Source organism: Microbulbifer sp. MI-G, from assembly GCF_030440425.1.
GTDB lineage: Bacteria > Pseudomonadota > Gammaproteobacteria > Pseudomonadales > Cellvibrionaceae > Microbulbifer > Microbulbifer spongiae.
In genome coordinates this window covers 3,098,356-3,118,519 of sequence record NZ_CP098023.1, presented here as the reverse complement: position 1 = coordinate 3,118,519, position 20,164 = coordinate 3,098,356, and the positions used below count along the sequence as shown (strand labels likewise).

The following is a 20,164-nucleotide window of genomic DNA, read 5'->3' as shown; positions in this document are numbered from 1 at the left end:
GGTTGAGTGTACCGTCGTGAGAAATCCAGTTGCAAAGGGGCTGCGCTCTTATGTCTGCTCAAATGGTATTTGATTACGTAATCGTAGGTGCCGGTTCTGCCGGCTGTGTGCTGGCCAACCGACTGAGCGCCGATGAGCAATACCGGGTTTGCCTGCTGGAGGCTGGACCATCCGATAGCAGTCCGCTGATTTCCATGCCTCTGGGCATCGGCTACCTGTTGCCGGGTACGCGCTACAACCTTCACCACTACACTGAGCCCCAGGTGCATTTGCTGAATCGACGCTTGTTCTGGCCACGGGGACGCACTCTGGGCGGCAGCAGCGCTATCAATGCCATGGTTTATATCCGTGGTAATGGCGAGGACTACGATGCCTGGGAAGCTGCCGGCAACCCCGGTTGGGGGTGGCGCGACATTTTACCGTATTTCCTGTTGGCGGAGGGTAATGAGCGGGGGAGCGATGCGTACCACAGCGGCTATGGGCCCCTGTCTGTTGCGGACTTGAAGTGGAAGACGGAGGCGGGGCAGGCATTTGTTCGGGCTGCTCAGTCTGCAGGACACAGGTTTAACCATGATTTCAATGGCGGCCAGCAGTCGGGCGTTGGCTTTTACCAAGTCACCCAGCGCAGGGGGCGCCGCTGTTCTGCGGCTGCAGCGTATTTGCACCCGGTCAAGAGACGGCCAAATTTGCGCATCTGTACCCGAAGCCCGGTCGCCCGCTTGATTTTAAGGGGAGATCGGGCGGTGGGGGTGGAATTGATCAGCGGCAAGCAGATTTTGGCGAATAAGGAGGTTCTGCTCTGTGCCGGGGCGATCCAGTCGCCACAGATTCTCCTGCTTTCCGGTATTGGCCCGCAGGAAGAGCTGAGCAAATTCGATCTGCTGCCCCAGAACCATTTGCCCGGTGTCGGGAAGAATCTGCAGGATCACCTGGATATAACCCAGGTCATAGAGGCTTCGGCCCCGGTGAGCTTTTCTGAGTCATTGTGGCCCAAACTGCAAAGCGCCTTGCGCGCGCCTGAGTTTTGGTTTCTGAATCGGGGACCACTCACCAGTAACGTCGCCGAAGCCGGGGGGTTCGCCAGTTCCACCCTGGCCAATGGCTGTCCGGATATTCAATTTCATCTCACTGCGGCACCGCTATTCCAACACGGCCTGATCAAGAAGCCCGGATATGGGTATTCCCTGCACGCCTGTGCGCTGCGCCCCAAAAGCCGCGGAGAAATCACCCTGGATACGCATGATCCGCGGGCGCTGCCGCGTATTCAGCCCCGTTATCTCAGTGAAGCCGAGGACCTGCAGGTGATGTTGGAGGCATTTGAGATGGCCGGGGATATTCTCTCCCAGGAGGATTTACTGCGTTATCAGAAACGCCACTGGCTGCCGGAGCAAAAGCTCACGAACAAAGCTGCTATAGAGCACTTTATTCGCCAGAATGCTGAGACCATCTACCATCCGGCGGGAACCTGCAAAATGGGTAGTGATGAACTTGCCGTGGTTGATGCCGAGTTAAAAGTGCATGGGGTGGATGGACTGCGGGTTGTAGACGCCTCCATAATGCCCACTCTGATCAGCGGCAACACCAATGCGCCTGTAATTGCCATTGCAGAAAAGGCGGCGGACCTTATCCTGCAGCGCACGTCGCCGTCCTTGATGCAACACATACAACTCCAGGAAACTGAATGATCTGGCAATGCCCTCTCTGTGCAAAGCCATTGATACCGGGTAAAAAGTCCTGGCACTGTAGTAACCGGCACAGTTTCGACTGTGCCCGGGAGGGTTACGTCAACCTCCTGCCCGTGTACCGCAAGCGCTGCAAAGAACCCGGGGATTCGGCACAAATGCTGCGGGCGCGGCGGCGCTTTCTCAAGGCAGGGCACTACCGCCCGCTGGTGGAGGCGATTACAGCACTGCTCCCCCAGAGACCGGGGCGCAAGCTGTTGGATATCGGTTGTGGTGAGGGCTATTATCTGCGCCAACTGGAGTCTGCCGGTTGGCACGGGCATGCCCTTGCCGGTGTGGATATTGCCAAGTTTGGGGTGCGCATGGCGGCCAAGTCGGACAGTGGCGCCCAGTTTGTTGTGGCGAGCAGTGCCAATCTGCCGGTTGCCCCGAATAGTGTGGATTATCTGTTGCGTATTTTTGCACCAGCGCCGGATAGCGAAATGTTGCGGATCTTAAAAGTCGGGGGATACCTGTTGGATGTGTCCCCCGGTCCTGAGCATCTGTGGACCCTGAAAGGCCGACTATATAAAGAGCCGCGCAAACACCCTGTGCCCAGGGTTGTGAAAGGGCTTTATCCCGAAGTGGATCTGCGCTGCTGCTTCCCACTTGAGCTGCGAGGCTGTTCGGCAATTGCCGACTTCCTCGCCATGACACCACTCGCCTGGAAGGGAAACCGGGAGGCTCGCGCTGCGTTGGCGCTGCAGGACCGCCTGACACTGGAAGCCGACTTTGTCGTGCGCCGTTTTATTAATCCGGCACCCAAATAGCGCTTTCAGGGTTTGTTTGATGATTGCTATTGAAACATCGGTACAATTGTCAAAGCTGCCTGTATTCCAGAGCGCGTGTGAGCCCGTCGCTGGCAGTCTGTCCCGCTTCGGGGCTGTCTGTGAGTGAAACAGAGGTAACCAGAAGGATTCATGGCAACACCAAAAGATTACGGGTTTATGGGCAGGGCCCTGGAACTGGCAGAAATTGCGGCCTCGCTTGGCGAGGTACCGGTAGGGGCAGTGTTGGTGCATAATGGTGAGGTGATCGGTGAGGGTAGCAATCGCCCTATCGGAGACTGCGATCCCAGCGCTCACGCAGAAATTATCGCCCTGCGCCGTGCGGCCGCAAGGCTGCAAAATTACCGCCTGCCAAATACTACGCTATATGTCACCATCGAGCCTTGTACCATGTGTTTTGGCGCACTGGTACATGCGCGGGTTGGACGCCTGGTCTATGGTGCCTGCGAACCTCGTGCGGGTGCTGTAGAGAGCCACTTAAGGCTGGGTCAGATGGAGTTTTTTAACCATAAGATTTATATAGAGTCCGGGATTATGGCTGAGGAAGCCGGAAAACTGGTGCGCGAGTTTTTTCATGATCGACGCTGAGACGGCCTTTGCCTTTGTGATCAATTGTATTGTTATTGCGGTCGTCGTGCTGATTCACCAGACAGCCCTTAATGTGCTTGCTCGTATCGGGCAATGGCACTCCTTGCGGTACAATGTGGGGCTTATGATCGGGGTATTTGGCGCACTGCTGGCCCATGTGGCAGAGATCTGGCTGTTCGCCTACAGCTATTACTTTATGGTGAATTCACCGTATTTTGGCACGCTGATTGGTAACTTTAATGGCAGCCTGCTCGACTGTGCCTATTTTTCATTCACCACTTATACTTCACTCGGCTTCGGGGATATTGAACCTCTCGGGCACCTGCGTTTCACTGCGGGCCTGGAGGCGCTGACGGGACTGATGATGATTACCTGGACCGCTTCGTTTATGTTCGTGAAAATGCAAAGACACTGGGAGCACTAGCGCTGCTGCTCTCTGAAGCGGGTGTCAGGTTTTTATTCTCACTGTGCGCCCGATATCGGTGGGGTTTTTGTGCCGGATAAAATGCGTCGTGGCGGATCAGATAGTAAGGTTGCCCGGCACTGCGCCACAGTTTTCCAATAGGGCGTAACCAGTACATCCATGGGGTGACCTTGGCTCTGCCCATATTGGACCTCGCGATGCTTGGGGCCTGTTCGGTCTCCCACAGCAAATGCGGCTCAACGCCATACACATACAGATCGAATAGCCAGAAGTGACCAATAACTTTGTCGATGGGTTCCAAAGTACGGCTGGCATAATTCAACACTTTCTGTATCCCTTCTCGGTTGATGAGATATCCCTGCACTCCGCACCAGCGGCGCTTCCTGAGTTTGACCCCTATCAGGCGGATATATCTCCGCCAGAACCCTGTCGAACCCGGCTCCAGTTGTACCTCGTCCTCCAGAGTACAGATCCTGTTGAAGCCGGTCCCGTAAGTGCGGTTTGGGCGATATAAGCCATGACTGTTTGTGTCCCAGTGTCGAGCATCTGAACGGAGGCGGTCGCTGTCGCCGGTTATGCTGGAAATACCTCGGTTTTTGTTTCTTGCCAGGGTTTGGCAGCACTTACATTTGCTCAGTTGGCTCTACTTGGTGGCTACTGCTTATATAAGGGAGATTGCTGCCAATGGAGCCGGGGTTGGGGAAAGCAAGGACCGGGTCTGCGGATGGTTTGACAGGTGAACTGGCGCTTCAATTCTTGCCAGCACTGCGGGAGCATGATGGCTAGCTTCCATTATCTGCCAGCCGATAGAGCCACGGCTATGTACAGCACCACAACTCTGGTGGGCCGGTGTAGGGCGTGGGAGGCTCTGTATCTGTCACAAGACACCTGAGTACTGGGGAATACTACTATGGGGGTTCCGGGTAGTCCGATAGTAACCTGTCCGGGCGTGCTTCCTGTTGCCCCCTGACATTGTCTTTCCAGAAGCAGTCCGTCTTCAGCCAGGGCAATTCCCCATGGGGCCGATGTCGCAACTACAATTGGATATTCATGTTTGATTCTAAGGTTGGAGGTTTTTTGTGCTACCGCTGGCAGATGGCTGTTGTTTTCTCTGCTGACTCAAGTGATAGCTGGTCTGGTGAGTGAGTATTGATAAGGCAGATGATCGACAGTGCACCGTTTGCAAGCCAGTGTGGACTGTTGGTGTGCAGAAGATGTATTTCATGATGGCTAACTCGTTTTTTTAATATTTACACAGTGATCGAATAAATACATGCAGTCATACACGATTTCCATGGCGATTGGATAGAATCCCGGGGGAATCAATAACAAAGCGATCAAAAGGAAGGATGCAAAATGGACTGGGGTGCCCATGGCATATTTTTTGGGAAAATAAAAGCTTAAATAATAAATAAGAGAAAAAGTGACTTTTATTGTACAAGTTGCCGATTAAATTTTCCGGCTTATTTAAGAGTGACCCTTGCCCGTTGAGGTTGAGTGTATTTCAGAGATAACAGCATGAAAATTCTATTTTTATGGATAAGTTGCATTCTATTGGTATTGATATCATTGCCGGTGTTATCAAAACGTGTGGAATACACTTTGGTTGTGGATCGTGAGCCCAGGAGTATTACAGGAAAAACAGTTCAGGCGATCACCATTAACAGCCAGTTACCTGGCCCGACACTGGAGTTTGTCGAAGGCGATTACGCCGTAATGCATGTGGAAAACCGCATGGAAAAACCCATTACAATCCACTGGCACGGTCTTTTGGTACCCAATAACATGGATGGTGTGCCCTACGTAACCAACGCCCCCATTATGCCTGGCAGTGCTTTCACCTATGAATTCCCCATCAAGCAGAGTGGCACTTACTGGTATCATTCGCACTTTGGGTTGCAGGAGCAGTACGGCCTGACCGGCTCCATCCTTATTCACCCCAAAGAGCGCCCCCCCAATGCACCAGCTGATGAGATCATTATGCTGGCAGACTGGAATGATGAGCGCCCGGAAGAGACACTGCGAAAGCTCAAACGCGATAATGAAGGCTTTGCCATCCGCACCGGTAACTCGCAAACCCTGTTTGGCGCCATTCAGGCGGGAACCATTGGCAATGTGACGAAACGCAACTTGTATTCCCTGGTCAATGCTGAGGTCTCTGATATCGCTTACGACAGGGTCATCACCAATGGCCGAAAGGACTGGGATGTGGATCAGCCAGCCGGTCGGCAGGTTCGGCTGCGGGTTATTAACGGCAGTACCTCCACGTATTTTTACCTGAACTATGCAGGTGGCCCAATGACCGTTATTGCTGCCGATGGCCAAGACATTGAACCGGTTGAGTTGCCGCGCATGTTAATCGCTGTCGCGGAGACCTATGACATACTGGTCACGGTGCCCGAGGGCAAAAGCCTGGAGTTTCGTGCCACCAATTACGATGGTTCCAACCATACCTCCAGTTGGATCGGGCGGGGCGAAAAAGTCTATGCGCCGGTTATCGAGAAACCCAATATCTATACCTACGCAGCCAATGTGGGTGCCGAGTTGATTCAGCGTATCCAGAAGAGACATAAAAGCCCCGGGGGGATGCCCAAACCTGATGTGAGGCATATCACCAATATCGAAGGCCCCATACTGACCGGTGGCGATGTGCAACAACGTCCACCGGCGCCTTACCAGCAACTGCGTTCGGTGACTTCCACTGCCCTGCCCAAACACGCTCCTACCCGTATTGTGGAGTTGATGCTGACCGGTGATATGAAACGCTATGTGTGGTCCATGAATGGCAAAACCCTGAGTGAAGATGCGTATATCAGGATCAGGAAAGGAGAAAATGTGCGGTTTGTGTTGGTAAACAACACCATGATGCGCCACCCCATGCACCTGCATGGCCACTTTTTCCGGGTAGTGAATGGCCAGGGCGATTATTCGCCCTTAAAACACACGGTGGATGTGGCACCGATGAGCACTACCATGATCGAGTTCAGAGCCAACGAGGAGAAAGACTGGTTCTTCCATTGCCATATTTTGTATCACCTGGAATCCGGTATGGCGCGAATTGTTCATTACGAAGGCACGGAAGTGTCACCGGAGATTCAGGCGATTCGCTATAAAGCACTGGAAGACCCCTGGTATGCCTGGGCAGATATTGGCCTGCAGACCAATATGAACACAGGTTTCATGATTACGCGCAATAACCATAACGATGTATTCCTGACTTGGGAGAGCAACTGGAGCAATGAGTATCAGGCGACGCTTGGTTATTATCGTTTTGTGAACCGTTTTTTCTCCGGTTTTGTGGGCGTTAATACCGACACCGACCTTGCGCCCCACCGCACCCGTGCCGTGGCGGGCTTCTACTGCCTTTTGCCTTTCAAAATTAATGCCCTGTTGTGGGCGGATGACCGCGGCAACGGGCGGATCACGATTAGTCGGGAACTGGCGATTATCGACCGGTTCGGGTTAGGCTTTGAGTACGAGTACGATTCCTTCTCCAAATCCGAGTACCTCGTGGCACTTACTTACTGGCATTCGGATTTTTTGTCCTTTGCCGCCACCTATGACAATGATTATCAGGGGGGCGTTGGCGTGTTACTCCGGTTTTGAAGTTTGTCCCTCCCCTGCTGGTATAAAGTGGCTTTCGGTCAGTGATTTGCCCAGTGGAATAAGAATGCTGTTTAAACTTCTGGAAATCCCTAATCTGGTGGCGTTCTTTGAGCATGGCATGCATTGCCGGTAGTGGATTTGACTTTAGGGAATCTATGGTCGGTAAAACGCGCTGTGGGTAAAGCCTAAAGGCAGGAGAGCAATCAGGCTGGCTATGTGAATAATACCCGGCCTACCGGTCAGTCTCAAACCTTGGCGGTAATGCTTTACAAGGCTAAACTGTACGTATGTACAGTATCTGAGTAGTACCCCCTGGATGAAGCGTGTTTCCTTATATGGCTGTAGTATTGCTTGCGGCTTCCCGTTCCCGGCAGATGATCACAAAGAGCCCGGCCCTAGTCTTGATGAACACTTGATCACTAACCCCGCGGCAACTTTTATGGCACGTGCCAATGGTGATTCAATGCAGGGACTTGGGATTTTTGACCGGGATCTGCTGATTGTCGATCGCTCCCTGGAACCAGTACAGGGCGATGTGGTGGTGGTCGCCCTGGATGGACAACTGGTCTGCAAGGTGCTGGATCGCCACCGTGGACGCCTTTTATCGGCAAATAGCCAGTATCCGCCAATCCCTATCCGGCAAGGGCAGGAATTCATTGTGGAAGGGGTGGTCAAGGCTTCCATTCGCTACCATCGGCTTCTGTGAATGCTGGCACTGGTGGATTGCAACAGCTGTTACGCCAGCTGTGAGCAAATTTTTCGACCGGATCTTCGCGGTAAGCCGGTAGTGGTACTCTCCAATAACGACGGCTTTGTTGTGGCACGTTCCAAAGAGGCCAAATCGTTGGGTATCGGCGATCTTGAGCCTTTCTTTAAGATTGAGCATCGGTTGCGGCTGCACCAGGTGGCTATTTTCTCCAGTAACTACCCTCTTTATGGGGATATTTCGCACCGGGTGATGACGACTTTGCGGCAGTTCAGCCCGGAAGTGGAGGTGTACAGTATTGACGAGATGTTCCTTGAATTTCAGGGCCTACGAAAGCCTTGGCTGGATTACGGACGACAGATTCGCCAGACGCTGTGGCGGGACGTTCGCATGCCCGTGGGTGTGGGTATCGCCCCTAGCAAGACCCTGGCCAAACTGGCCAACAGGGCAGCAAAGACACTGCCTGGGTGCGAAGGTGTATGCGCCCTGGACGCACCCGAGAAGTGGCAATGGTTCCAGCGTCGTACACCCGTGGACAAGGTGTGGGGTATCGGTCGTCGTTTATCCAGACGGCTGGCCGGATTCGGTGTTGAGACCGCCTATGATCTGGCACAGGCTAATCCCAAGGTCCTGCGCCGTTATAGTAATGTGAATATTGAGCGGACTATTGAAGAGCTGAATGGTGTCCCATGTATTCCCTTGGAGGAGCAGCCCCCGGTAAAGAAGCAGATCTATTGCACCCGCTCCTTTGGCACAAAGCTGAGTGAATTACAGCCAATACAGCAGGCAGTTACCCTATATGCCAGCAGGGCGGCAGAGAAGCTGCGTGCCCAGCAGTCACTGGTGAAGGCGATCCATCTGTTCCTGCATACATCGCCCCACGAGCCCAACTATTACAGTCGTAGTACCATTGTACAGATGCCGTATCCAACTGATGACACCCGGCTGATCGTGCAGCTGGCAAAGGAAGCGATTGCTGGACTGTATCGCCCTGGTCGTCACTTTATGAAAGCTGGCATTGGCCTGGTTGAACTGGTGCCGGGGTCGCTGGGGCAGGGGGACCTGTTTACTTCAGGACAGCCAGCCCACATAGGAAGGACGATGCGGGTCCTGGACCAGGTCAACCAGCGTTTTGGCCGGGGCACTTTGTTCCTGGGTGCTGAAGGTGTTCAGAAGAAGTGGAAAATGCGGCAGGCATACACGTCACCGGCCTATACAACCAGGTGGGGGGATTTGCCAGAGGTTGTGACATAGACGCTAACTGACTGGATTATAGTTTGACTATGTGGAATTGTACTGCCTGAGCGCGGAGTAATCCATCGCAGAGAAACAGTGCATCGCAAAGGGTTGTATTTCTGCTCAATTGGTTCTGTCAGTGTTGAGGTCGGAATCCCGCTTGCTCTTTACCAGGTGGTAACTATTTCTCTTGTCAATGAAACCCATAGCTGTAAATCGCAGGTGGGATTGTGTTGAAAATCAGCCATGGTATCTTGTCTGATTTACAAGTCCGGATGTTTATTTTTTGAACGCCATAGACCATTTGCCTAATGGTGACCACTAAGAATGGTTCCTTGTCAGACTTTTCCGATTGCGTAACGCTTCTATTATTGAGAAGCCAAACAGACTGATAAGAACGTTGAACGTTGTAGTAAATACGTAATGGCATGCAATAGGCACAGTGTGACCCACGCAGTGGGCTGTGGTAGGATGCTGCGCAAAATGAGGTGTGAGGTGAACGCTTCAAGAAAACTGGCTATATAACATGCAGTTTAAATGTTGCTCACAGGTAGAGAACTAGGTTTGGCACGCTTTAGCTGCTCAGGGCTCTCGGCTACAAAATCAATCTCTCTTGCATGAACTTGGTTAGATTTTAATTGTTCCTCCTCTTGGCTGTGAAGGAACTGGTTCACATATATTCAAGCAGATAGAAAAATATGGGTCCTAGAGTTCAGCGTACCGTTTGGCAGATCCAGCGCGATGTGATTCATGCGCTGCTGGTTAGGGAGATGAAAACCCGCTTTGGCAAATGGCGACTGGGATATGCTTGGGCTCTACTCGAGCCAGCACTGCACATCATGGTCCTGGCAACAGTTTTCAGCTTTCTGGGCAGGGAGTTTTATCCGGGTATCCCTACCATGTTATTTATGTTGGGAGGGATAGCGCCATTTCTGTTTTTTAGTCACTGCTTTTCCAAAAGCCTGGCTACTGTAGCTTCCAATCGCGGGTTATTTAATTATCGCCAGTTGCGTCCTTTTGATGCTGTGCTCAGCAGGGTTTTGCTGGAGTTCATTATTTACCTGTTAAGCCTGATCGCCTTGCTTGTTGTACTGGCATGGTGCGGTGTGCAAGCTGCCTTTGGTAATTTTCTTTTGTTGGTTGAAGTCAATATTCTTTTTTTTGGATTTTGCCTGGGCCTGAGTCTGGTCCTTTGTGTTGTGGGAGAAAGGTATCCAGAGTTTTCTAAAGTGCTGCCTGTGCTTGTGCGACCCCTGTACTTTATATCAGGTGTATTTTTTTCGCTCGACCAGATCCCAAAGGAGTATCACCCCTATTTGATCTGGAACCCCCTGTTGCATGTGATAGAACTGACCCGCCAGGGCTTGTTTGCCAATTACCATGGTATGTATGCCAGCTTTCAGCATCTTACATTTACTGCAGTCGGTATGCTGGCATTTGGGCTGTTGGTTTATAGGGTGAGCTGGCGTGACTTGGTACGCAGCCAATGATTAAGCTGGAGAATCTTACAAAGTCCTACCGGACGCCCCAAGGGCGTAATGTCCTGTTCAAGGATGTCAATGCTAGTTTTCCTGAGGGCAAAAATATAGGCATTCTTGGGCGTAATGGAGCCGGTAAGTCAACACTGTTGCGAATTATGGGTGGAATTGATTACCCCGATTCCGGACGGGTGATTACTAACCAGAGAATATCCTGGCCAATGGGATTGGCCGGTGGTTTTCAGGGGAGTATGACCGGTAGGGAGAATGTCGCTTTTGTCTGCGGGCTCCATGGCGTCTGGGGTGCTGGCCAGCGCAAGGTGATGGATACAGTTCAGGGGTTTGCCGAGATTGGGAATTATTTTGATGCCCCGATTAAGAATTACTCTTCAGGAATGCGGTCACGTCTTGCTTTTGGGCTGAGTATTGCTATTGATTTTGATATCTACTTGGTGGATGAGGTGATGTCAGTAGGGGATGCCCAATTCAAGAATAAGTGTGAGGCGATAATTGCCGAAAAGCGCAAGACCTCCACTTTTATTATTGTTGCTCATGCGATGCCATTGCTGAGAAAAAATTGTGAAGTAGGAATCTATCTTGAAGAGGGAAGAGTAAAGATTTGTAAATCTATGGATGAAGCTATTGCTCTCTATCTGAAAGGTGGAGCTCCTCAGCAGAATAGCAAAACAGCATCGTAAATACTCAAATCAGTAGCGTAAATTAAATTTTATGGAAGCAAAAAAATCGCGTACAGATGAGCAAGCCGAAATAGTGGCAAGCAAGGCTCTGCGGGGGATGGTTCATACGGTAAGGAAGGCTGTAAGAGATCTCTCGGGTGATGTAAATGATACACACCGAAAGCCTGCAGAGTTTTTACGCCGTTGGCGTGGCCTGTTGCTCTTTGTCGCAGCCCCCCTGTTGATTGTTGGAGCCTATTATGTGTTTTTGGTTTCGGAGCGTTATGTGAGTCATGCGCAGCTAATAGTGAAAGACAGCGCCGCCTCTCAAACGGCATCCCACGCGCTGGGCTTTCTGGTTCCGGGTATGGGATCTGATAATCAGGATGTATTTTTGGTGGTCAATTATATCCAGTCTTTGGATATGGCATTGTATCTGGATGAAAAATTGGATCTCGCAAATTATTATAAGAGCAATCGCCACGACGTATTCTCCCGTCTTGATGCAGATGCAACCCAGGAAGATTATCTGGCGTATTATCGACAGCATATTAGGGTTGCTATGGATGAGACTACAGGCATTATTACCATTGAGATGCAAGCGTTTGATCCGAGTTTTGCCCAGCATTTAGTTGAGACTGTTATTCAAAAATCAGAAGATTTTGTGAATGCGATCAGTAATCAGCTTGCGGATAAGCAGGTTGAATTTGTAAAAAGCGAATTGGCGTTAGCCCAAAGGAATCTACGCCGTACAAAACAGGAAATTCTGGATTTTCAGAATCGTAATAAAATTGTGAGCCCGGAAGAGCTGACCAAAGGAATTGGTAGTATTATCCAGGGACTTGAAGCCAGGCTTGCAGAGCGGCGTGCCGAGTATACGGCGGCAAAGACCTATTTGAACCCGGACTCCTCCCAGATTATTTCCATGCAATCGGGAATTGATGCCCTAGAGCACCAAATTGAAATGGAAAAAGTTCGTTTGGTGGGTATAGATAAGGAAGGGAAGCAAAGGCTGAATAGCTTGGGGGCACAGTTTCAAAACCTGGAGCTTGATCTGCAATTTGCAACAGATGCCTATGCTGCTTCTTTAAAGGCTCTGGAGACTGCCCGTATGGAAGCTTCCGGGAAGCTGAAGCATTTGATGGTGATTGTACAGCCTTCTCTGGCAGAAGAGCCGGAATATCCGCGTAAATTATATAATTTGGTGAGTTTGTCCATTATTTTGCTGCTGCTGTATGGGATTGGAAAAATGCTGGTTGCCAGTATTCGTGATCATAGAATGTAGGAGAGGTTGCAAGGGTGGTGCAGCAGTCTTGCTTGTTGAAAGAGTAAATTTAGTTAAATAGATTGGCAGAAATGACCGCAAGAAAAGTAAGAAGTTATCGTTTAGGTCTAGTCCTGTTGGCATTTTTTATATGCTCGCAGGCCATGGCTCTTGAAACGCAGCTGTTAGGCAATAAAGAAGATTCGGAATTGCCACAACCTGGTGTGCCTGTTTTTGGTCAATCTCTTTTCCGAGGGGCTTTCAAGGATCAGCCTTTCAGTGGTTTTAATCCGGATTATCGTATTACGGTGGGCGATCAAATAACGCTGCAGTTGTGGGGTGCCTATAGCTTTAATGCGACTTTGCCAGTAGATCCTCAGGGGAATATTTTTGTACCGGAGGTAGGACCGATCCATGTGGGAGGGGTTAAAAACGGTGCGCTCAATGATTTTGTCTTGCGCTATGTAAAACGTGTATTCAAGAAAAATGTACAGGCCTATGCAAACCTGGAAGCCAGCCAACCGGTAAAAGTATTTGTTACCGGATACGTCAATAATCCCGGTTTATATAATGGCTTTTCCTCCGATTCGGTTCTCTACTACCTGGATAGTGCTGGGGGTATAGATCCAGAAAGTGGGAGTTTTGTTGATATCACGGTAATGCGCGGTGGTAAACCGATACAAAAGATCAATCTCTATAATTTTCTGGTAAAAGGGATCATGCCCTCACTGCAATTGCGCAGTGGAGATGTGGTGGTTGTAGGCTCGCGCAAAGGTTCAGTGACTATTAAGGGCGCTGTGCAGCAGGCGGCACAAATGGAATTCATTGGTCCTTATACACAATTGGGAGAAGTACTTCTGGTAACCAAGCCGGACCCTCAAGCCAATTTTGCTCGTATCACCCAGGTAGTTGATGGATTGCGGCAGGCGAGTTATTTACCTCTGACTGAGGCGATGACAATGCGTCTCTATCCTGGTGCCCAGGTGGAGCTTGTACGTGACAACGATATCAAATCGATTTCAATTCGTGTTTCCGGTGAGCTGGATGGTCCGGCTACTTATGTAATGCCCTATGGCGCCACACTGAATGAGTTGATGATACGATTGAATTTTCGTGAAAACGCGGATCAATCCGCGGTACAGCTTTATCGCAAAAGTGTTGCAGAAAAGCAGCGGGCAGCGTTGGATCGCTCTCTGGATGCCTTACAAATGGAGGTGCTGACAAGGCAGCCCAATACAGATCTCGAAAAGGCAGCGCAGAAAGATAATGCAGCCATGATACAAAACTTTATCGAGCAGGCCCGTAAAGCAGAACCTCGGGGACAAATTGTGATTGCAAATAGCCCCAATGCTGTAGAGATGTTACTGGAAGATGGCGATGAACTTGTTGTACCGTTAAAGCCTTCCACGGTTTCTGTTGTGGGAGAGGTTATTTTCCCGACTTCCCTCGTCTACAGTAAAAAGCGCACCCTGGAAGAATATATCGAATTGGCAGGGGGGTTTGCCAACAATGCCAACCAGGAGGAGCTGATCATTTTACATCTGGATGGAACCATTAGTCGAATTGAGGACAGAGATTTCGATAATCGCCTGGGTGACCGGTTACGTCCCGGTGATGAAATCATGGTAATGCCCAAGATTCACTCCAGTGAATTACAGGTAACTAAAGATATTACGGAAATACTGTACCGTATAGCGGTGGGCACCGCAGCTGTCCTGTCTTTTTAATTAGGCGGATTGTTGTACTTGTACTGACAAAATTACAACGCATAAATGTAATGAAAATTATTAAAAAAGTTGGGGGCAGTGAAATGGTAATGCCGGGCTCTTCCGATAGAAAGGGGATAATTTTGGCAGGAGGATCAGGTACGCGTTTGTATCCTCTGACTAAAGGCGTCAGTAAACAGCTGATGGCGGTTTATGACAAGCCTATGATTTATTATCCTTTGACGACACTGATGCTGGCGGGGATCAAGGATATTCTGATCATTACAACACCTGAAGAACAGTGCCTGTATCAACGCCTGCTGGAAGATGGTGCTCAGTGGGGCATCAATATTTCATATGCGGTACAACCTTCACCAGATGGCCTTGCCCAAGCTTTCCTGATTGGCAGAGCACATGTGGGTAACCAAAATAGTGCCCTTGTACTGGGGGATAATATTTTCTATGCGCAGAATTTCAGTCAGTTATTACAGCATGCCGATGTGAGGGAGGTCGGCGCTACGGTATTTGGTTACCGCGTTGCCGATGCGAGTGCGTATGGTGTAGTGGAATTCGACAAGGAAGACAAGGCAGTCAGCCTGGAAGAAAAGCCGGCACAGCCGAAATCCCACTATGCAGTCACCGGTCTCTACTTCTACGACAACCAGGTGTGTGACATTGCTCGGGAAGTTAAACCCAGCCCCCGCGGTGAGCTGGAGATCACTGACATCAACAAAACCTATCTGGAACGCGGCCAGCTCAATGTGGAGCTGATGAGCCGTGGCAGCGCCTGGTTGGATACTGGTACCCATGACAACCTGCTGGAAGCCGCGCACTTTGTACAGACCATCGAGCGGCGCCAGGGAATGAAAATCGCCTGCCCGGAAGAAGTGGCCTACCGCAAGGGCTTTATCTCAGCTGAACAGCTGGAAAAGCAGGCCCACTTGTTGCGAAAGAGCGGCTATGGCGAATATCTGCTGAACCTACTGTTGGAAACCGTTGAAAGCTCCCCCTTTAACCAGCAACGTTTCGCCGCCGCTGGCTGAACAATTGGCCTGATCCGTGGGGGCGATCCTTGTGTTTGCCGGGTAAAACAAGACGAATACAAAACAGTATGAATGTAATTGCAACAGCCATTCCCGATGTAAAAATCATAGAACCCAAAGTCTTTGGTGACAAACGTGGATTTTTCTTCGAGTCTTTCCGCCAGGACCTGTTTAATAATGAGTGCGCCAAACGTGCATTTGTCCAGGACAACCACAGCAGGTCCACCCAGGGAATCCTGCGAGGCCTGCATTACCAAACCGAGAAGACCCAGGGAAAACTGGTTCGCGTCATTAAAGGTGAAGTCTTTGACGTAGCCGTTGATCTGAGGGAAAACTCTCCTACCTTCGGCCAATGGGTTGGCTTCACCTTGTCCGCAGAAAACAAACGCCAACTCTGGGTCCCGGAGGGTTTCGCCCATGGTTTCTATGTCACCAGTGCCGAGGCCGAGTTCGTCTACAAATGCACGGAATACTACGCCCCTGAGCACGAACATTCACTGCGCTGGGATGACCCGGAACTCGCCATCGAATGGCCTCTGGTAAATGGCGAAGCCCCGAGACTCTCTACCAAAGATGCGGAAGGGAAGCTTCTGAAAAAAGCCGTAACTTTCCCGTAGATTGTGGTGTGTATGTTTATGTAGGTACTTGATCATAGGTCACTCCAGAACTGTGGAGCTACAGATCGACAAAGCTGCACTGGAAGCGCTGAGCTATAACCTGTCAACGGATTGTAGGTTTGCAATCAATGCAGGAGTGATCGTTTCCGCGTTTGAAGTCGCCAGCAATGCAAAACCCGGATTCATCCAAAGAATGAATAGAATGACAGAAATCGACCAATGAAAATCCTTATAACCGGGGAAAAGGGCCAGTTGGCCCTGGAACTGCAGAAGTGCAATCCGGACAATATCGAACTGATAGCCTTGGGCCGCAATGAGCTGGATATCACCAGCGCCTCCCAGGTCACGGAAGCCATCACCGAGTACAAACCGGAAGTGGTCATTAATGCCGCCGCCTACACAGCGGTAGATAAAGCCGAGACAGAAAAAGGGCAGGCTTTCGCAGTCAACGCCAGTGGCCCGGAAAACCTGGCGAAAGCCTGCAAGGCATTCGGCACACGCCTGATCCACATATCCACTGATTTTGTATTCGATGGCCAAAGCTCCACCCCCTACCAGCCGCAAGATGTGGTCCGCCCCCTTGGCGTATACGGAGAAAGCAAAGCGGCGGGCGAGAGGGCTGTCCAATCTTTGCTGCCGGGAGCTGTAATCCTGCGCACCGCCTGGGTTTACAGCGCCCACGGGGTTAACTTTGTCAACACTATGTTGCGCCTGATGCGCGAGCGGGAACAACTGGGTGTAGTTGCCGACCAGATAGGTACACCAACCAGTACCCGCACACTGGCTGGTGCCATCTACGCCCTGGTTAACAAGCGAGACGCAAGGGGTATCTACCACTGTACCGACGCCGGTGTCGCCAGCTGGTACGACTTCGCCGTGGCTATTTTTGAAGAGGCCAGGCAAGTGAGCCTGCTCCCTCTGGAAAAGACTGTGCGAATCCAACCGATAGGAACTACCGACTACCCAACCCCGGCAGCAAGGCCAGCTTACAGTGTTCTGGATAAAGCCCGCCTGATGAAGGACCTGGGAATAGAGTTGCAACACTGGCGTCAGACACTGCGCTGGGTCCTAAAGGAAAGGGCAGGTATCTAGAAGCCTGATTGCAAAGAGCTTAAGGGCTGTGCAGCCTTAGCTCCGCAAAAGCCCACATACTCCTTTTTCCGCTTGGGGGAGAGGAGACCAGAAGAAAGTGTGGGGGTGATCCGTGGCAGTGATCAATATCAAAAAAATTGCTGCAATTTAAATACTAACTCTCTGGACAAGAAAAACTTTGAGCCAGTTAACAAATTGAAGTGAAACTACAGCAAGAAAATGAGCAATCTACTGGTAACCGGCGGCGCCGGCTTTATAGGCGCAAACTTTGTTCACTACTGGATGAAAACCTACCCGCAAGACAAGATCGTTGTGCTGGATGCTCTTACCTATGCCGGCAACAGGACCAATCTGGATCCGGTAAATGACAATGAAAACTTCTCCTTCTGCCAAGGTGATATCTGTGATACGCCCTTGGTGGAAACCCTGCTCAGGAAATACCGCATAGACATCCTGGTACACTTTGCGGCCGAAAGTCATGTCGACAGGTCCATCAGTGACCCGGACGCTTTCATCAAAACCAATATCATCGGCACCTATAGCCTGCTTAAGGCCGCCAAGAAAACTTGGTTGGATGAAGGGCTAAACAGAAAGAAACATCGCTTTCACCATGTTTCCACCGACGAGGTTTATGGTTCCCTGGGCCCGGCGGATTCCCCTTTCAGTGAGACCACGCCTTACGCGCCGAATAGCCCCTACTCGGCCAGCAAGGCTGCGTCAGATCATTTGGTGCGTGCCTACCACCACACCCATGGGTTGAAAGTCACTACCAGCAACTGCTCAAACAACTACGGCCCTTTCCATTTTCCGGAGAAACTGATTCCAATAGTGATCACCAATATTCTTCAGGACAAGCCGCTACCAATCTACGGTGATGGCAAGCAGATCCGGGACTGGCTCTATGTGGAGGACCACGCGCGAGGAATTGATCTGGTGATCAAAAAGGGGCAACTGGGTGAGTGTTACAACCTCGGTGGGATCAACGAATGGACCAATATTGATATTGTCACGTTAATCTCCGAGCTGATGAATCGAGAATTTGTTAAGAATCCAGTGCTCTCTGACAAGTACCCGCAAGCGGTATCCGCCATAGCTGGCAAAGCGCAGGAACTGATCACCTTTGTGAAGGACAGGGTAGGCCACGACCGCCGCTACGCTATAGACCCACAAAAGTCTAACAACACGCTTGGCTATCAACCGCAGGAAAGCTTTGAAACTGGTATCCGCAAGACGCTGCAATGGTATCTGGAAAACGACAGCTGGTGGATGGCGGTGATGGACGGCGGATATCGATAGTGGATAGTGCAGCATTGCAGTACAGCTAGAGAAGGATGGAAATAGACAATGGGAATTAAGATACGAAAGCGCTTCAAAACCACCGGCGACAAGCCGGAAAAGGCGTTCTCGGAACTGGTGCAAGTGTGGGTGGATGTTTGCGGAATGATTGGCGAGCGGCATCTGTTGATACAGGGGTGGGCGTTTCACCCGCGTCATAAGTCTCTGGAATTTCACCTGGAACATATCGGCAGTGAAGTGGATACCAATGCCGACGGCATTGAAGGCCTCAATTACTTTACCTTGCGTACCACCCGGCTGGATGTAAACCGACATTTCGGTTTCGAAGGTAGTAGCCGCTGGGGATATAGTCTGCTGGTGGAGTGGCCCTACGACAGGGCCGTGGACAACAAGGCCCTTCGCATGACCGTAAGTGCTGCTGACCAGGTTAAAGAAGTGGAGTTAAAGCCATTTGCAGAACTGGGTGGCGAAGCGGTGTTTGGCCACTGCATGACCTGGCGTACCGAGGAAAAGGCAGAGTTGCTGGATGTGATGTTTAAAAGCATGGGCAACGGAATCTTTGGAATACCGGGATTGAGAAAGTTGGAAGAAAGTCAACTCCAATCTAAGATCAACTGGCACTGGGACAATGTCCTGGCGGTGGCCGGTCACGGGCTATTTTTGTCCGGCTGGCTACTGGACGGCCATCTGGATCTGGCCAATCTGGTATTGCGCACTACCGATGGCAGTTACAGCCGGAATTTGCTCAAGGAGTCCGTGCGCTATGCCCGCCCGGATGTATTGGAAGCTTTTCCCGGCAAGGCGGCGCAGGGTTACAAAGCGGGCTTTTTTACTTGGGTGCCCATGCCGCATCTGATGGAGCGAGCCCATTTGGAACTGCTGTTCTTTACCAAAGAAGGAAGCCTGGGTATTTTCCCCCTGCAGCAGACTAATATCCGTGAGGACATCACCAAGGCCAGTCAGCAGGTACTGGTGAATTTCAATGTCAGCGGTGGTGAAGTCCAGAGCAATATGCGCAAACATATCGGCCCGGCCCTATCCGCGCTCTGGGCGAACCGACACTACCTTCTGGACGAGCCGCAAGTCGAGGTATTGCAGTTTGGTCGCGAAGTAAAGGATCCCAAGCGTAGTGTAATAGTACCACTGTACGGCCGTTATGACTTTCTGCTGCACCAAGTGGCCCAGTTTACCGAAGATGCTGATTTTGCCGAGACGGAGCTGATCTACGTATTGGATGATCCCAGGCTTTACGATGCGTTTATACCATTCTGCTACGACACCAGCATGCTCTTCCCTGTGGGCTTCAAGGTGATTTACGGCGGGCACAACCGGGGCTATGCCGGTGCCAACAACCTGGGTGCGCGCTACGCCACTGCAGATAAACTGGTACTACTCAACTCGGATATTATCCCCAGTCGTAACGGCTGGCTTTCGCGCATCGAGCAAAAGGCAGTTTCGCTGGAAGCCGTTGGCGTGGTCGCACCGAAGCTGGTCTTTGGCGATGGCACCATCCAGCATGTGGGCATGAATTTTTCCAGGAGCCCGCAGTTTGGCAACCTGTGGGTGAACGAGCATCCTGGCAAGGGCAATCCGGAATGGCTGATGGATATTGATCCAGTGATGGAGTCGCCAGCCGTTACCGGTGCCTGCATGTTTATTAGTAAGGCGCTGTACGACTCTATCGGCGGCCTGGATGAAACCTATGTACTTGGGGATTTTGAGGACTCTGATCTCTGCCTGAAATTGCGTAAGGCGGGTTACCGCCACTATGTGCTCACGGATGAAAAGCTCTATCACCTGGAGAGGTTGTCGCAAAACTTGTTCGAAAACTGTGACTGGAAATTTAAGATCACCCTATACAACGCTTGGCAGCACACCGAGCGTTGGGGAAGTCTGATTGAACAGCTGGTGCGTTAAGGACT

The 20,164-nt window shown here is 51.0% G+C and carries 17 protein-coding genes; 16 read left to right on the top strand and 1 reads right to left on the bottom strand.

Going from position 1 to position 20,164, the window contains the following annotated elements; translation table 11 throughout:
• The first annotated feature begins 50 nt into the window (after positions 1-50).
• From M8T91_RS13015 to M8T91_RS13000, 4 genes are all read left to right on the top strand, one after another.
• The gene (locus M8T91_RS13015; protein ID WP_301414592.1) at positions 51-1,685 is read left to right on the top strand and encodes a GMC family oxidoreductase; all 1,635 of its coding nucleotides are present in this window, start codon (positions 51-53) and stop codon (positions 1,683-1,685) included.
• Complete coding sequence (locus tag M8T91_RS13010) at positions 1,682-2,491, top strand: putative RNA methyltransferase (RefSeq protein ID WP_301414591.1); 810 nt, start codon at positions 1,682-1,684, stop codon at positions 2,489-2,491. The genes M8T91_RS13015 and M8T91_RS13010 overlap by 4 nt, the downstream gene beginning before the upstream one ends.
• A gap of 150 nt (positions 2,492-2,641) precedes the next feature.
• Positions 2,642-3,097: a tRNA adenosine(34) deaminase TadA gene (gene tadA, locus M8T91_RS13005; protein ID WP_301414590.1), complete on the top strand. Its 456-nt coding sequence runs from the start codon at positions 2,642-2,644 to the stop codon at positions 3,095-3,097.
• Complete coding sequence (locus tag M8T91_RS13000) at positions 3,084-3,521, top strand: potassium channel family protein (protein ID WP_301414589.1); 438 nt, start codon at positions 3,084-3,086, stop codon at positions 3,519-3,521. The genes tadA and M8T91_RS13000 overlap by 14 nt, the downstream gene beginning before the upstream one ends.
• Here the strand turns inward: M8T91_RS13000 and M8T91_RS12995 are convergent.
• Positions 3,484-3,846 (bottom strand): glycosyltransferase family protein, encoded by a 363-nt coding sequence (locus M8T91_RS12995; RefSeq protein WP_301414588.1) that lies wholly within the window; start codon positions 3,844-3,846, stop codon positions 3,484-3,486. The genes M8T91_RS13000 and M8T91_RS12995 overlap by 38 nt on opposite strands.
• Positions 3,847-5,039: 1,193 nt before the next feature.
• On the opposite strand from M8T91_RS12995, the gene M8T91_RS12990 reads away from it, so the two are divergent.
• From M8T91_RS12990 to M8T91_RS12935, 12 genes are all read left to right on the top strand, one after another.
• Positions 5,040-7,127, top strand: coding sequence for a multicopper oxidase domain-containing protein (locus M8T91_RS12990; protein ID WP_301414587.1), 2,088 nt, complete (start codon positions 5,040-5,042; stop codon positions 7,125-7,127).
• A 316-nt stretch (positions 7,128-7,443) separates the two neighbouring features.
• Positions 7,444-7,833 (top strand): LexA family protein, encoded by a 390-nt coding sequence (locus M8T91_RS12985; RefSeq protein ID WP_301414586.1) that lies wholly within the window; start codon positions 7,444-7,446, stop codon positions 7,831-7,833.
• A complete protein-coding gene (locus M8T91_RS12980) occupies positions 7,834-9,087 on the top strand; it encodes a Y-family DNA polymerase (protein WP_301414585.1) in 1,254 nt (417 codons plus the stop codon).
• Positions 9,088-9,767: 680 nt separating this feature from the next.
• Positions 9,768-10,559 (top strand): ABC transporter permease, encoded by a 792-nt coding sequence (locus M8T91_RS12975; protein WP_367317721.1) that lies wholly within the window; start codon positions 9,768-9,770, stop codon positions 10,557-10,559.
• Positions 10,556-11,245 (top strand): ABC transporter ATP-binding protein, encoded by a 690-nt coding sequence (locus M8T91_RS12970; RefSeq protein ID WP_301414584.1) that lies wholly within the window; start codon positions 10,556-10,558, stop codon positions 11,243-11,245. The genes M8T91_RS12975 and M8T91_RS12970 overlap by 4 nt, the downstream gene beginning before the upstream one ends.
• Before the next feature lie 31 nt (positions 11,246-11,276).
• Positions 11,277-12,509 carry a KpsE/RkpR family capsule polysaccharide export protein gene (locus M8T91_RS12965; RefSeq protein WP_301414583.1) on the top strand — a complete coding sequence of 411 codons (1,233 nt, stop codon included), beginning with the start codon at positions 11,277-11,279 and terminating at the stop codon, positions 12,507-12,509.
• Between the two features lie 71 nt (positions 12,510-12,580).
• The gene (locus M8T91_RS12960) at positions 12,581-14,215 is read left to right on the top strand and encodes a polysaccharide biosynthesis/export family protein (protein ID WP_301414582.1); all 1,635 of its coding nucleotides are present in this window, start codon (positions 12,581-12,583) and stop codon (positions 14,213-14,215) included.
• Between the two features lie 50 nt (positions 14,216-14,265).
• Positions 14,266-15,237 (top strand): glucose-1-phosphate thymidylyltransferase RfbA, encoded by a 972-nt coding sequence (gene rfbA, locus M8T91_RS12955; protein ID WP_367317720.1) that lies wholly within the window; start codon positions 14,266-14,268, stop codon positions 15,235-15,237.
• Positions 15,238-15,305: 68 nt separating this feature from the next.
• Positions 15,306-15,854: a dTDP-4-dehydrorhamnose 3,5-epimerase gene (gene rfbC / locus M8T91_RS12950; protein WP_301414581.1), complete on the top strand. Its 549-nt coding sequence runs from the start codon at positions 15,306-15,308 to the stop codon at positions 15,852-15,854.
• A 219-nt stretch (positions 15,855-16,073) separates the two neighbouring features.
• Positions 16,074-16,946: a dTDP-4-dehydrorhamnose reductase gene (rfbD, locus tag M8T91_RS12945; RefSeq protein ID WP_301414580.1), complete on the top strand. Its 873-nt coding sequence runs from the start codon at positions 16,074-16,076 to the stop codon at positions 16,944-16,946.
• A 219-nt stretch (positions 16,947-17,165) separates the two neighbouring features.
• Entirely contained in the window at positions 17,166-18,242 is a 1,077-nt protein-coding gene (gene rfbB / locus M8T91_RS12940) for a dTDP-glucose 4,6-dehydratase (protein WP_301414578.1), read from the top strand.
• A 48-nt stretch (positions 18,243-18,290) separates the two neighbouring features.
• Positions 18,291-20,159, top strand: coding sequence for a glycosyltransferase family 2 protein (locus tag M8T91_RS12935; protein ID WP_301414577.1), 1,869 nt, complete (start codon positions 18,291-18,293; stop codon positions 20,157-20,159).
• Positions 20,160-20,164: the final 5 nt, after the last annotated feature.

Bases quoted from the DNA above. Each gene is read 5' to 3' on its own strand.
- M8T91_RS13015 (WP_301414592.1), top strand. From the start codon at position 51: ATGTCTGCTCAAATGGTATTTGATTACGTAATCGTAGGTGCCGGTTCT.
- M8T91_RS13010 (WP_301414591.1), top strand. From the start codon at position 1,682: ATGATCTGGCAATGCCCTCTCTGTGCAAAGCCATTGATACCGGGTAAA.
- tadA (WP_301414590.1), top strand. From the start codon at position 2,642: ATGGCAACACCAAAAGATTACGGGTTTATGGGCAGGGCCCTGGAACTG.
- M8T91_RS13000 (WP_301414589.1), top strand. From the start codon at position 3,084: ATGATCGACGCTGAGACGGCCTTTGCCTTTGTGATCAATTGTATTGTT.
- M8T91_RS12990 (WP_301414587.1), top strand. From the start codon at position 5,040: ATGAAAATTCTATTTTTATGGATAAGTTGCATTCTATTGGTATTGATA.
- M8T91_RS12985 (WP_301414586.1), top strand. From the start codon at position 7,444: ATGAAGCGTGTTTCCTTATATGGCTGTAGTATTGCTTGCGGCTTCCCG.
- M8T91_RS12980 (WP_301414585.1), top strand. From the start codon at position 7,834: ATGCTGGCACTGGTGGATTGCAACAGCTGTTACGCCAGCTGTGAGCAA.
- M8T91_RS12975 (WP_367317721.1), top strand. From the start codon at position 9,768: ATGGGTCCTAGAGTTCAGCGTACCGTTTGGCAGATCCAGCGCGATGTG.
- M8T91_RS12970 (WP_301414584.1), top strand. From the start codon at position 10,556: ATGATTAAGCTGGAGAATCTTACAAAGTCCTACCGGACGCCCCAAGGG.
- M8T91_RS12965 (WP_301414583.1), top strand. From the start codon at position 11,277: ATGGAAGCAAAAAAATCGCGTACAGATGAGCAAGCCGAAATAGTGGCA.
- M8T91_RS12960 (WP_301414582.1), top strand. From the start codon at position 12,581: ATGACCGCAAGAAAAGTAAGAAGTTATCGTTTAGGTCTAGTCCTGTTG.
- rfbA (WP_367317720.1), top strand. From the start codon at position 14,266: ATGAAAATTATTAAAAAAGTTGGGGGCAGTGAAATGGTAATGCCGGGC.
- rfbC (WP_301414581.1), top strand. From the start codon at position 15,306: ATGAATGTAATTGCAACAGCCATTCCCGATGTAAAAATCATAGAACCC.
- rfbD (WP_301414580.1), top strand. From the start codon at position 16,074: ATGAAAATCCTTATAACCGGGGAAAAGGGCCAGTTGGCCCTGGAACTG.
- rfbB (WP_301414578.1), top strand. From the start codon at position 17,166: ATGAGCAATCTACTGGTAACCGGCGGCGCCGGCTTTATAGGCGCAAAC.
- M8T91_RS12935 (WP_301414577.1), top strand. From the start codon at position 18,291: ATGGGAATTAAGATACGAAAGCGCTTCAAAACCACCGGCGACAAGCCG.